General features: G+C 46.1%; 9 protein-coding genes, 15 tRNA genes and 1 rRNA gene. 1 reads left to right on the top strand and 24 read right to left on the bottom strand.

Features of this window, described 5'->3' with window-relative positions; translation table 11 throughout:
* Nucleotides 1-21: 21 nt before the first annotated feature.
* The 4 genes from B3S86_RS01770 to B3S86_RS01755 are packed head-to-tail and all read right to left on the bottom strand — an operon-like array spanning nt 22 to nt 6,214.
* The gene (locus B3S86_RS01770) at nt 22-2,445 is read right to left on the bottom strand and encodes a glycogen/starch/alpha-glucan phosphorylase (RefSeq protein ID WP_290748563.1); all 2,424 of its coding nucleotides are present in this window, start codon (nt 2,443-2,445) and stop codon (nt 22-24) included.
* A 28-nt stretch (nt 2,446-2,473) separates the two neighbouring features.
* Complete coding sequence (gene glgA, locus B3S86_RS01765; protein ID WP_029340919.1) at nt 2,474-3,925, bottom strand: glycogen synthase GlgA; 1,452 nt, start codon at nt 3,923-3,925, stop codon at nt 2,474-2,476.
* Between the two features lie 14 nt (nt 3,926-3,939).
* Complete coding sequence (gene glgD / locus B3S86_RS01760; RefSeq protein ID WP_035409446.1) at nt 3,940-5,040, bottom strand: glucose-1-phosphate adenylyltransferase subunit GlgD; 1,101 nt, start codon at nt 5,038-5,040, stop codon at nt 3,940-3,942.
* A 13-nt stretch (nt 5,041-5,053) separates the two neighbouring features.
* A complete protein-coding gene (locus tag B3S86_RS01755; RefSeq protein WP_290748557.1) occupies nt 5,054-6,214 on the bottom strand; it encodes a glucose-1-phosphate adenylyltransferase in 1,161 nt (386 codons plus the stop codon).
* A gap of 205 nt (nt 6,215-6,419) precedes the next feature.
* Between B3S86_RS01755 and B3S86_RS01750 the strand changes: the two genes are divergently transcribed.
* On the top strand, nt 6,420-8,195 hold the full coding sequence (locus tag B3S86_RS01750) for a transglycosylase domain-containing protein (RefSeq protein ID WP_290748553.1): 1,776 nt from the start codon (nt 6,420-6,422) through the stop codon (nt 8,193-8,195).
* 1 nt (nt 8,196) lies between these two features.
* Here B3S86_RS01750 and B3S86_RS01745 read toward each other — a convergent pair whose 3' ends face one another.
* The 20 genes from B3S86_RS01745 to rrf form a co-directional block, all read right to left on the bottom strand.
* On the bottom strand, nt 8,197-8,763 hold the full coding sequence (locus B3S86_RS01745) for a DUF5366 family protein (protein ID WP_035409453.1): 567 nt from the start codon (nt 8,761-8,763) through the stop codon (nt 8,197-8,199).
* 238 nt (nt 8,764-9,001) lie between these two features.
* Nucleotides 9,002-9,475 carry a tRNA (uridine(34)/cytosine(34)/5-carboxymethylaminomethyluridine(34)-2'-O)-methyltransferase TrmL gene (gene trmL / locus B3S86_RS01740; protein ID WP_214856782.1) on the bottom strand — a complete coding sequence of 158 codons (474 nt, stop codon included), beginning with the start codon at nt 9,473-9,475 and terminating at the stop codon, nt 9,002-9,004.
* 3 nt (nt 9,476-9,478) lie between these two features.
* The gene (locus B3S86_RS01735; protein WP_035409455.1) at nt 9,479-9,958 is read right to left on the bottom strand and encodes a methylated-DNA--[protein]-cysteine S-methyltransferase; all 480 of its coding nucleotides are present in this window, start codon (nt 9,956-9,958) and stop codon (nt 9,479-9,481) included.
* Complete coding sequence (gene queG / locus B3S86_RS01730; protein WP_035409457.1) at nt 9,933-11,093, bottom strand: tRNA epoxyqueuosine(34) reductase QueG; 1,161 nt, start codon at nt 11,091-11,093, stop codon at nt 9,933-9,935. Before queG ends, B3S86_RS01735 begins: the two co-directional genes overlap by 26 nt.
* Before the next feature lie 87 nt (nt 11,094-11,180).
* Nucleotides 11,181-11,251, bottom strand: a tRNA-Gly gene (locus tag B3S86_RS01725).
* A 38-nt stretch (nt 11,252-11,289) separates the two neighbouring features.
* Nucleotides 11,290-11,360: transfer RNA gene (locus B3S86_RS01720), tRNA-Gly, on the bottom strand.
* Nucleotides 11,361-11,364: 4 nt separating this feature from the next.
* Nucleotides 11,365-11,445, bottom strand: a tRNA-Leu gene (locus B3S86_RS01715).
* A 36-nt stretch (nt 11,446-11,481) separates the two neighbouring features.
* Nucleotides 11,482-11,555: transfer RNA gene (locus tag B3S86_RS01710), tRNA-Cys, on the bottom strand.
* Between the two features lie 6 nt (nt 11,556-11,561).
* A tRNA-Gly gene (locus tag B3S86_RS01705) sits at nt 11,562-11,636 on the bottom strand.
* A gap of 8 nt (nt 11,637-11,644) precedes the next feature.
* Nucleotides 11,645-11,716 (bottom strand) — tRNA-Gln (locus B3S86_RS01700).
* A 10-nt stretch (nt 11,717-11,726) separates the two neighbouring features.
* Nucleotides 11,727-11,799, bottom strand: a tRNA-His gene (locus tag B3S86_RS01695).
* A 9-nt stretch (nt 11,800-11,808) separates the two neighbouring features.
* Nucleotides 11,809-11,879, bottom strand: a tRNA-Trp gene (locus tag B3S86_RS01690).
* 4 nt (nt 11,880-11,883) lie between these two features.
* Nucleotides 11,884-11,967: transfer RNA gene (locus tag B3S86_RS01685), tRNA-Tyr, on the bottom strand.
* 31 nt (nt 11,968-11,998) lie between these two features.
* Nucleotides 11,999-12,074 (bottom strand) — tRNA-Phe (locus B3S86_RS01680).
* 7 nt (nt 12,075-12,081) lie between these two features.
* Nucleotides 12,082-12,157, bottom strand: a tRNA-Asp gene (locus B3S86_RS01675).
* Between the two features lie 8 nt (nt 12,158-12,165).
* Nucleotides 12,166-12,239 (bottom strand) — tRNA-Met (locus B3S86_RS01670).
* A 10-nt stretch (nt 12,240-12,249) separates the two neighbouring features.
* Nucleotides 12,250-12,324, bottom strand: a tRNA-Glu gene (locus tag B3S86_RS01665).
* 21 nt (nt 12,325-12,345) lie between these two features.
* Nucleotides 12,346-12,436 (bottom strand) — tRNA-Ser (locus B3S86_RS01660).
* A gap of 26 nt (nt 12,437-12,462) precedes the next feature.
* Nucleotides 12,463-12,537 (bottom strand) — tRNA-Asn (locus tag B3S86_RS01655).
* Nucleotides 12,538-12,543: 6 nt separating this feature from the next.
* Nucleotides 12,544-12,659 (bottom strand): 5S ribosomal RNA (rrf, locus tag B3S86_RS01650).
* Between the last annotated feature and the right edge of the window lie 81 nt (nt 12,660-12,740).

Genomic DNA, 12,740 nt, shown 5'->3' with positions numbered 1-12,740 from the left:
CATCTGTCAGTGTCTTTTTGTTTAGAGTTGAATTGGTTTGATGTTCCAGATCGCATTCGCATACTCTTTAATCGTTCGATCACTTGAGAACACACCTGACCGAGCAATATTAAGAATGACACGTTTATACCATTCTTCCGGTTGCTGATACATCCGATCGATACGTTCCTGCGCTTGTTGATACGACATGAAGTCTTTCAGGATCAGATACTCATCATTATACGTCAATAATGAATCGTAAATTGCTTGGAATTCACCCGGAGCAAATAATGTCCCGTCGACGAGACTATCGATGATTCGTCGCAACTCGGGTTGGGCACTGTATTGATCATACGCACTATAACCGCCGTATTGCTTATAATTCATGACTTCCTGCGGCGTTAAGCCGAAGATGAAGATGTTCGCATCCCCAACTTCATCTCGAATTTCGATGTTCGCTCCGTCGAGCGTTCCAATCGTCAAAGCGCCATTCATCATGAACTTCATATTGCCGGTTCCAGAGGCTTCATAGCTGGCAGTCGAAATCTGCTCACTGACATCACTTGCCGGGAAAATCTTTTCAGCAAGCGATACACGATAGTTTTCTAGGAAGACGACTTTCAAGTATGGGCTGACCTCTGGATCCTGATTAATTAAGCGAGCTAACGCATTGATATAACGAATGACTTCTTTTGCATAATGATAGCCTGGCGCTGCCTTTGCACCAAAGATGAATGTCCGCGGTGTCATCGTAAAGGAACGGTCTTCCTTCAGACGATAATAGAGCGAATGAATGTGTAACGCATTTAAGAGTTGACGTTTGTACGCATGCAATCGCTTGACTTGAACATCAAAAATCGAGGTTGGATCAACGACGATACCTGTTTCCTTTTCAATGAGCAACGCTAATTCTTCCTTACGCTGAAGCTTGATCTCGGCGATGTCCTTCTGCAGTGCTGAATCCTCTGCCCATTTCGTCAATTTTTGCAAATCGGACGGATGCTGAATCCAACCATCCCCGATCGCTTCTGTCACACGGTTTGCCAGTGCTGGGTTCGATGAGAGAAGCCAGCGACGATGTGTAATCCCGTTCGTCTTATTATTAAATCGAAGCGGAAACATCTCATAGAATAGTCGCATCTCGCGCTGCTTCAGAATCTCAGTATGAATCTGAGCGACACCGTTCGTTGAATGCGTGCCGACGACAGCCAGATTCGCCATGTTGATCCGATCGTCCGCGATGATGGCGATATCTCGCATATGTGCTTCCATGTGTGGATAGTTCGCCAGCACATCTTTACAGAAGCGTCGGTTGATTTCCTCGATGATGAGATAGATGCGTGGCAACAAGCGACGGAACAAATCAACCGGCCAACGTTCGAGTGCTTCTGATAATAACGTGTGGTTCGTAAACGACATGACACTCTTCGTGATCCGCCATGCTTCTTCCCATCCAAACCTTTCTTCATCAACAAGAATCCGCATCAATTCCGGAATCGCGACGACCGGATGCGTATCATTGATATGAATGGCAATATGATTCCCGAGTTGCTTCAATGAATGGTTTCGTTTTTTAAAGGACGTCAAGATACTCCGTAATCCTGCAGAGACGAAGAAATATTGTTGCTTCAGACGGAGTTCTTTTCCTTCGTACGTCGTATCATCCGGATACAAGAACTCTGAAATCGTCTGAATCGATTGTTTATGTGCCAGTAAATCTTTATAGTTCCCACGGTATTGACTAAGTAATTCATCATCATCAAGTGGAGACTCAGCACTCCAGAGTCGCAGGTTATTGACAACCTTGTTTTGATAGCCAACGATCGGCATATCGTACGGAACAGCACGGACGATTTCAGTCGGTTCATGATGGACGCGATACCCATCACCGACTTCTTCGAGCCACACATGTCCACCGAATGAAATATCGACCGCTTTATCAGAACGTCTAATTTCCCACATGTTTCCGTTCTTCAGCCAGTTATCCGGTAGCTCGACTTGATAGCCATCGATGATTTTTTGCTTAAACAGACCATATTGGTATCGGATACCGTTCCCATGTCCCGGTAGACCAAGCGCAGCCAAGGAATCAAGAAAACAGGCTGCGAGACGACCGAGACCTCCGTTTCCGAGTCCTGGTTCCGGCTCTTCTTCTGTCAGGTCACTGAGCTGATATCCGAGTTCTTCCAGTCCCCGTTCCACATCCTTTAAGACGTCAAGACTTAATAGGTTGTTATGCAAGAAACGTCCGAGCAAAAACTCGAGTGAAAAGTAATAGACTTGCTTACTTTTTTTATGGGTATATGTTTCCTTTGTCCTTAACCAATCGGTCGTGACCGTCTCACGTACCAGATAAGCAAGTGTCTGATAGATATCGTTTTCTGTTGCTTCCGTTATTGCCTTGCCATGCATCGAAACGAATCGTTCCGTAAACCTCTCCTTGAACTTCTCTATATCTTTGAACATGACGTAACTCCTTTTCCCAGTGATACGATCAAGTGGCGGACGGTGCAATCAAACGATATAACGCCAAGTATTCGTCGGCTGAACGCAACCAACTGAAATCCTCATTCATCGCCGTCTCAATCAAGTGCTCAAAGACCGGGCGATCATGATAGACCTCAATAGTACGTTTAATCGCTTCTAAAAACTCATGTGCATTATAATTCGCGAACGAGAATCCATTTCCTTCTAACGTAAACTGATTGAATGGCTTGACCGTATCACGAAGACCACCTGTTTCCCGGACGACTGGTAAACAGCCGTACTTCATGGAAATCAACTGACTGAGACCACATGGTTCAAAACGCGAAGGCATCAAGAAGGCGTCACTGCCCGCATAGATTCGTTGCGCGAGACCAACGTCGAACCCGATGTAAGAAGCGATTTTGTCTGGACGAATCGATGTCGCATGATGGAACAACCCTTCATATTCCGCTTCACCTGATCCAAGGATGATGAACTGCGCATCGAGTTCAAACAAATCTGGCAAGATATGCGCGAGCAAATCAATCCCCTTTTGGTCGACGAGACGAGAAACGAAACCAAACAATGGTACATCCGGATTGATGGGGAGACCTAGTTCTTCTTGTAAGGCAGCTTTGTTCTTCGCCTTTCCTTCCGTGACGGTATCGACCGAATACGTCTCAACGAGATGCGTATCATGTGCAGGATCAAATTGACGATAGTCGATTCCATTCAAGATTCCGCGTACGTCGACAGCGCGATGTTGTAAGACGGGTTCAAGCGTCTCACCGTAATACGGATCCATGATCTCATCACGATATGATGGACTGACTGTCGTGATTTGATTGGAATGGACGAGTCCTGCCTTCATGTAATTGACGAGACCGTTATGAGCAATACCATCGGCTGTGAAGTGTTCATGACTCAATCCAAGTAAATCACCGAGTACTTCCTCCGGGAAAACACCTTGATATTGTAGATTGTGAATCGTAAAGACCGTTTTAATATCTTGATAGCGCTCTAGGTGCTGATAATGGATTCGTAGGAACGCCGGAATCACACCTGTTTGCCAATCGTGACAATGGATGACGTCCGGTACTTCTTTCCGATCGAGATGTTGAATCATCTCAAGAACGGCACGTGAAAAATACGCAAATCGTTCCGCATCATCATAATGTCCATAAATGACACCATCGCGTTTGAAATAGTACTCATTATCGATGAAATAGAACGTTACACCATCTTGTTTTAATCGGAGGACAGCACCAAATTGCTGTCGCCAGCCAACTGGTACGATGAAGTCGAATAAAAACTCCATCTCTGATTTGTATTGTTCCTTGATTTGACCATAATTGGGTAAGACGACCGAAACGTCTGCCCCTTCCTCAGCAAGCGCTAAAGGGAGCGAGCCGACGACGTCAGCTAGCCCCCCTGTCTTGATGAAGGGTGTCGCTTCCGTGGCAGCAAACCATACCTTCATGAATGACATCTCCTTTAAACGATTGTTTGTTTTTTGATGACGATTGGTTCTTCTGCCGTACCGCGAATGACTTGACCGCGTTTGACGGTCACTTCTTTGTCGAGAATCGCGTACTCAACGACCGCGCCTTCTTCAATGACCGATTTTTGCATGATGATCGAGTTTTTGACGCGCGCATGCTTTCCGACTTTAACACCACGGAACAGGATGCTATCCGTCGTCGTGCCTTCTAACTTACAGCCGTTTGCGACGAGTGAGTTCTTAATCGCTGAACCTGGCAAATAACGTGTCGGCGGTTCATGCTTGATTTTCGTGTAGACATGCTGGAAGTCGTTGATTGCTCCCCACTGTTCAAGCAATAGCATGCTCTCACGGTAGTATGAACGAAGTGAGTGGATGACTTGTGATGTACCACGATATTCATAACCATGTACATGCAAGCGATTTAGCTGCGAACGGATGATACTTTGTAGTAAATCGTACTCGCCACGCGCAATCGCCTCATCAATCAAACGAACGAATAGGTTCTTCGATAGAACGACCGTTTCCATGTAGAACGTCTCATCAGTCGGCTGGAATCCTCGTGATCCGATTGCAGTCACGCGGTTCTGCTCGCCAAAGCGAATTGGACGGCAGTATTTGCAAGGCAGTTCACGCTTCGTATAAACGACTGTGATATCCGCATTCGATTCTTTATGTTCGCGCAAGACATCACGATAATCTACGGCTGATAAGATGTTCGAACCAGAGACGACGACATAGTTCTCCTTACTGCGCAGGAAGAAATCGCGATGAAGGTGGAAGTTTGAGAGATCTCCCCGGAACTCATTCGCATCTTGTGATAATGCAGGCGGGAAGATGTAGAGTCCACCGTTTGAACGGTCAAGATCCCACTCTTTTCCTGAGCCGAGGTGATCCATCATCCCACGATATTTTTCAAGCGTAAAAATTCCGATGTTCGCGATATCGTTTTGTACCATGTTCGTTAATGTAAAATCGATCAATCGATAACGACCCGCAAATGGCACAGCTGCCAAGTTACGATGCTCTGTTAGTTCTTTGAAAAATCCTTCTTCACCACTTAGATTGATGACGCCTAATAAATCGACCTTCATTCGAATATCCCCCTTATTGAATTGCTTCTTTGATGACTTCGTTCTTTTTAACGATGCTGTCTGCTTCAATGACGAAGACTTCTCCGTCCGGAGATCCAATCGTCGCACCATCTTCAACGATGACACCATCTGCTAAAATCGCCCGGTGAATCGTGACGTCTCGTCCGATTTTAACGTTCGGGAAGATGACTGAGTCTTTGACGAGTGATCCTTCCGCTACTTCTACACCATGGAAGAGGACTGAATGATTAATTTCACCTTCGATATGGCATCCTTCATTGATGATTGATGACTCGACCGTTGCAGCGTTCCCGATATATTGAGGTTGTTGGTTCGGGTTGACAGAATAGACTTTCCAAGATGGATCGTATAAATCAAATTCTGGTTCTGCCGTCAACAAATCCATGTTTGCTTCCCAAAGCGATTGAATCGTTCCGACGTCTTTCCAGTATCCTTTGAATTTATACGCACGGATATTCAGATTTTCAAAGAGCATGTTCGGAATGATGTTCTTACCGAAGTCGAAACTTGATTCCGCATCCCCTGCATCTTGAATCAAATGACGTTTCAATACATCCCAGTTAAAGACATAGATTCCCATCGATGCGAGATTCGATTTTGGATTCTCTGGCTTTTCTTCGAATTCATTGATCCGGAGATCATCGTCAGTATTGAGAATTCCGAATCGTGGTGCTTCTTCCCATGGGACTTCACGTACAGAAATCGTCACGTCAGCTCCACCAAGTCGATGCTCCTCGATCATTTTTTCATAATCCATTTTATAAATATGATCGCCTGATAGGACGAGTACATAGTCAGGGTCGAATTGGTTGATGTAACTCATGTTTCGATAAATGGCATTCGCTGTTCCTTCATACCAGTTCTTTCCGTTTTGAGCTTGGTAAGGAGGTAGAATCGTTAAACCACCGTTACGTCGATCTAAATCCCACGCACTCCCGATTCCGAGATAGCGGTTCAATTCAAGTGGTTCATATTGCGTTAACACGCCGACTGTATCGATTCCTGAGTTCGTACAGTTCGAAAGCGGGAAATCAATGATGCGGTATTTTCCTCCAAATGCAACAGCTGGTTTTGCAGTATGTTTCGTTAAAGCTCCCAGACGTTTCCCTTCTCCGCCCGCAAGTAACATCGCAACGACATTCTTTTTAGCCATTTCGTCCCCTCCATTTATGCTCTTTTTTTCAGACAATTTGAGTTATAAAATCCACAGATACTTCTATATACCCAATCTTTTCTCTTTTTAATATAACATTCCTGCAAAATAGGTTTATTAAAATACAAAAATCGAAAAAAAATCTACTGATTTCTCCATAAAAGACCGATAATAGGAATGAAATGGCTTTTTGAAAGGAGTTCTCATGCGAATTACCACCGGATATCTCGTCTTATTTGGTCTTGCAACGATGCTTGTATTTTCCTTATTTTCAATTAAAGATGAGTTGAACACAGCACGCACACTTTTTTTCTGGGCCGACGAACAGACGACACGACATCCACTGACCTCCTATCAACCAATCACCGTAACCTATGAAAACAAACAGGTCGAGCTTTATGATGGATTACGACGGGATGACTTGACGCCTCAAACATTACCCAAAAAAGTCGAGCAAGCGTTTGTAGCAATCGAAGATCAACGTTTTTATCAACATGACGGTTATGACATCACAGGAATCTTACGTGCATTTACTAAAAACCAGTCTGATTCTAAATCCCAAGGCGGAAGTACGATCACACAACAACTAGCAAGAATGACATACCTATCAAACGAAAAAACATATACTAGAAAAATAAAAGAGTTGTTAATCGCTGTTTCTTTAGAACAGAAATATTCTAAAAAAGAACTAATGACAGCGTATGTCAATCAAGCATATTTCGCGAATAATATTTACGGGATCGAACTGGCCGCAAAATCATATTTCAATAAGCCAGCGCGCGAGTTAAATTGGTCTGAAATCAGCTTTTTGACAGCGATTCCGAACAATCCGTCACTCTACGATCCGCTTCGTTTTCCTGAAAATACAAAAAAACGTCAGCAACGAATCGCTCAAGCATTAGTGCGCGATCGTGTACTGACGAAAGATTTTACTATTTCTCATGTGACACCTCGATCTTATAAGCCGCGGGTTCCTTATCCGGACTATATCGATGCAACCGTCCAAGCTGCCATCCGGATGACCGCTCAACAGCACGGATGGAGTGAGAAGCATGCTTCGGAATATCTACATCAACAAGGTGCGATCATCTCGACATATCTCGACTCAGCCGAGCAACAACGAGCTAAAGAAGCTCTTCGTCGTCTACCAGACCCGATTGAGGGAGCCTATGTTGGCATTGATGGACAAACACACGGGGTTACGGCTTTAGTCGGCTACAAATCAAATTTGACCGGTCAGTTCAACCGAGCAGTGCAGTCGTACCGACAACCTGGTTCATCCATCAAACCTTTACTTGTCTATGGTCCTTATCTCGAGAAGACGAAAGCTCGATTGTCGAATACGTTAGACGGTAGTCCTGTCTGTATCGATGGATACTGTCCATCAAATAGCGGAAATCGGATCCTTGGACAAGTGACGATTGCCGATGCGATCGCTTATTCTTATAACACACCAGCGATCCGTGCTTTTGCTGTTTCTTTCCAAGAAGGATTGAAGTCCATCCGTCCGTTCCATTTCAGTCAGTGGACACGGAAGGATGATGCCTTCACGAGCGCTTTGGGCGGTTTGCAGTACGGCATTAGTCCGTTTGAACTGACAAATGCCTATACCGTATTCGTAAATGACGGGCTCTATCGACCGGCTTCGATGATTAAAAGTATTACGTTTCGAAACGGAACGGTCGAACGACCGCAGGAAAAGGAACAACGGATTTGGTCCAGTCAGACGAACCGTGAATTACGGGCTGGTTTAAAGAATGTCATGACGTATGGAACAGGGCGCAAAGGATACGATCCTTCCGCGCGCTATATCGGAGGAAAAACAGGAACAACGAATGATAATAAGGATATGTGGTTCGTCGGTATCAAAAATCAACACATCGGGGGTATTTGGTTAGGAGCTGATCGTCCCCGCCCTTTCCCTGCTGAAGCCAATGCAACGTTACAGGTCCAGACGTGGGCGACGATTTTACGTCCTTGAGTCAACTCGGAAATAAAATTGCTTCTCCAAAGGAATTGAATAAGGTCAGACCAACCCATGATAGACCAGCGAGTAGAACGCCCCAGGCTAAGAAGGAGAAGATGATCAACCCAACAGCTCCAGCCGCACTCGTCATTTTACTAATCTGTACCGTGTAAAAGATAAAATAGATGAAGAAGGATACAAGCAATACGATCCCAACGTGCAAGAAGGACGTCATGAAAGCAAAGCTGACACATCCTCCGACGAGCAGGAGAATACTGCCCGGACGTAACATACCGAGTGTCGTTCCCTCTTGTTCTTTGATGAAAAAGGCGAAACCGAGCTGATTGATCGTGTCCGATAGTAGTTTAAGCGAACTAAAGATCATGAAATAGACGATCAAAAAACCAAGCCAAACGACGAGCTTCGTATCACGTGCCGTCAGTAGCTGGAGCAGTTCATCGTACACGCCGACTTGATCGAGCCAATGCAATGCAAGTTCCGTCGTCGCGATCGCAAGGGATGTACTAAATAACAAGATGCTGATCAGTGGGGCATAACTTAATAGGTAAACGTTCGTACGCATGTGGAGTCTCCATTCATAGAAAATTCATATGTAGCACACAATTTCACTTACAGGTATACTATAATAGATTATATCGGTTCAAGAGACTGAAGGGGGAAACAAAAATGGCATTTATCTTAATGGTCGGCGTAAGTCTTGCGTTTTTGACAGCAATCTTCACTGCAGGCTACAACAAAAAACCTGAAGGTAACGAATAACTCATAAAAGCTCCATCCTGAATCAGGATGGAGCTTTTGCTTTACAGAAGACCTGCGTATCCTTGCTGACGTAATGCTTCATAGACGATGATCGCTGCCGTGTTCGAGACGTTCAGTGAACGAACGAGATTCGATTGGGGTAAACGGATACACCGTTCTGCATTTGCATCGATGACTTCAAGCGGCAATCCTTTTGTTTCCCGACCAAAGACGAAGAAATAGTCCTGTTCAACGTCCGATAAGTCAATCTGACTTGGGTACTGTTCCCCGTATTTCGTAATATAGTAGAAAACACCTTCCGGATGTTTTTCCCACAGTTCTTCTAACGAATCATGATAACGGACATCGACAAATTCCCAGTAGTCAAGACCCGCACGTTTAAGTTGCTTATCGTCTGTCGAGAAGCCGAGCGGTCGGATCAAGTGAAGGACGGAATGCGTCGCTGCACACGTTCGCGAAATATTACCTGTATTTTGAGGAATTTCCGGTTGATACATAACGACATGAATAGCCATGGTTCAATTCTCTCCTATCTCATGCGCTAAAAGCGCTTCTTTATGGGCAATTCCGCTTGCGAAACCCGTCAATTTACCGGTCGCCCCGATGACACGGTGGCATGGATAAATCAATGCGATCGGATTCCGATTCAAGGCACCGCCAACAGCTCGTGCTGCCTGTGGTTTTCCAATCATTCGAGCCAGTTCACCATAACTGATCGTCTGACCGAACGGAACGGTTCGCAAAGCTTGTAACACTTTCTCTGCAAATGGTGTGACACGCAACTGACAAGGAAGCGCATCAAGCGCTTGTACCTCTCCTTGTGCATAACGATCAAACGCCATACGCCAAGCTTTCGGTAATGTACCTTCGTCTGTCTCTTCTGCTAAATAGGTCCGAGCACGATCTTTATTCAATCCAAAATCGAGGTACACGATTTGCTCTTTTTCCCATGCGACGAGCAATGTACCGAACTTATAAGTGAGCTGTTGAAATGGCATCTGCTTCCCCCCACTCTTCAATTAACCGTTGTCCTTCTGTCTGAACATCCACTGCAGTATCCGCTAAAAGACGGGATTCGATGTACGACTTCTCATCAATTCCGCCAATCCGACCGACTGCCCAGAGTGCAAGCGCCCGCATGTCTTCGCGGGCATCTGTTTCCGTCATTAACCGTAGCGCGTCAATAGCACTCTTGTCTCGATAATGAACAAGCGCACAAATCGCATTACGTTGAATCGGCTTCTTACCACGCCATGCTCCGGATAATGTTCCGAAACGACTCTTGAACTCACGGTTACTCATTGATAAGAGTGGAACAAGGAGCGGTTTGACCTGCTCCGGATCCGGTTGTAGTTCAACATGATGTGTCGCATTCTTCTTCCGGTTATATGGACATACTTGCTGACATGTATCACACCCATACAGACGGTTCCCAAGCGCCATCCGAAACGGTTCTGGCAGTAACGTTTTCGTCTGTGTTAAAAACGAGATACATCGTTTAGCGTCGATGACACCAGGTTCAACTAGCGCATCCGTCGGACAAGCATCGATACATTTATTGCATGTTCCACATAATTCTTCGACTGGCTGATCCGGCGGCAAGACGAGGTCAGTAATCAATTCACCAAGGTAAAGATACGATCCGTGCTCTTCACTGATGATCGAGCAATTTTTACCACTGAATCCAATCCCTGCTCGTTCTGCTACTGCACGATCGACGAGTTCTCCTGTATCGACCATCGAGCGCGTCCTTGCACCTGGACTCAACTCTTGAATTTTTTCTTCAAGCAACGTCAAACGTTGTCGCAACGCCTGATGGTAATCCAGTCCCCAGGACGATCGACAAAAAATACCCCGCCGCTCCCCTTCCTTGCCACGAGGTGCATTTTTGAGAGTACTTGGATACGCGACCGCAATGGCAATGATCGAAGCCGCATCTTCTACGAGTAACGAAGGAGTCGTTCGTAGATCGAGATCGGGCTCTTCAAAACCAGAAGCAAATCCTTTCTCCTGTTGTGCTTGAAGTCGACGTTTTAAGACAAGAAAAGGGTCAGCCGTCGTCACCTTCAGCTCATCGATTCCAATCTCAACTGCGTACTCTTGTAAAGCCAATTTCAATTGTACACCATCCATTACGACTCGCTCCTTTCCTCTTAAGATTCCTTCCTAAACAAAAAGAGCAAGGTGTCAGCGAAAACGACACATTGCTCTTTTTAGGTAAGCGGGTGAAGGGAATCGAACCCTCGTCATCAGCTTGGAAGGCTGAGGTTTTACCATTAAACTACACCCGCATGATCAGGTGAAACATCAGATTGTGTAAAAAGTATAAAGCGGGTGAAGGGAATCGAACCCTCGTCATCAGCTTGGAAGGCTGAGGTTTTACCATTAAACTACACCCGCAAGATACCGGTGGTCGGAATCGAACCGACACTCCAAAGGAACACGATTTTGAGTCGTGCGCGTCTACCAGTTCCGCCACACCGGCACAATCTCTTGCAAAACTATTTAATTGAGAAATAGTTGGAGGCGCCAGTCAGAATCGAACTGACGATAAAGGAGTTGCAGTCCTCTGCCTTACCACTTGGCTATGGCGCCACTCATTGGAGCGGAAGACGGGATTCGAACCCGCGACCCCGACCTTGGCAAGGTCGTATTCTACCACTGAACTACTTCCGCTTGAAAAGCTGGGCTGGAAGGGATCGAACCTTCGCGTGCTGGAATCAAAATCCAGTGCCTTACCACTTGGCTACAGCCCAATAATAAGAGGGCGACTGATGGGAATTGAACCCACGAATGCCGGAATCACAATCCGGTGCGTTAACCACTTCGCCACAATCGCCATGGTAAACAGGGGCAGCAGGAATCGAACCCGCGCTGACGGTTTTGGAGACCGTAGTTCTACCGCTAAACTATGCCCCTATGGTGGTGGGGGGGGGCGGATTCGAACCGCCGAACCCGAGGGAGCGGATTTACAGTCCGCCGCGTTTAGCCACTTCGCTACCCCCCCACAAATGGGAAAATCATGTTGTTAATAAAGATGGTGGCTTTGGACGGAATCGAACCGCCGACACAAGGATTTTCAGTCCTTTGCTCTACCAACTGAGCTACAAAGCCTTAACAATGGCGGTCCTGACGGGATTCGAACCCGCGATCTCCTGCGTGACAGGCAGGCATGTTAACCGCTACACCACAGGACCGTATGTAATTGCGGGGGCCGGATTTGAACCGACGACCTTTGGGTTATGAGCCCAACGAGCTACCAGACTGCTCCACCCCGCGACGCTATAAATGGTGACCCGTACGGGATTCGAACCCGTGTTACCGCCGTGAAAGGGCGGTGTCTTAACCGCTTGACCAACGGGCCATTCTGAATTGAAAGTGATGATGGCGGAGAGCAAGGGATTCGAACCCTTGAGACGCTTTTGACGCCTACACGATTTCCAATCGTGCTCCTTCGGCCACTCGGACAGCTCTCCATTGTACGTGGTGAAGAAGTAATAAATGGCTCCGCAAGTAGGATTTGAACCTACGACCTACCGGTTAACAGCCGGTTGCTCTACCGCTGAGCTATTGCGGAACGATCGCCTGGCAGCGTCCTATCCTCACAGGGGGAAGCCCCCAACTACTTTCGGCGTTCAAGTGCTTAACTTCCGTGTTCGGCATGGGAACGGGTGTGACCACTTGGCTATCGCCACCAGACATTTATTATCTTAACATTATGTTCACATAACGTCAAGACTTTTTTTCATTTTTTTGAAAGGCTCGCGCCCTCAAAACTGA

The sequence above is a fragment of the Exiguobacterium sp. UBA3968 genome (assembly GCF_002385115.1).
Lineage (GTDB): Bacteria > Bacillota > Bacilli > Exiguobacteriales > Exiguobacteriaceae > Exiguobacterium_A.
The sequence above is the reverse complement of the archived record's forward strand: the minus strand, read 5'-3'. Positions and strand labels throughout refer to the sequence as shown.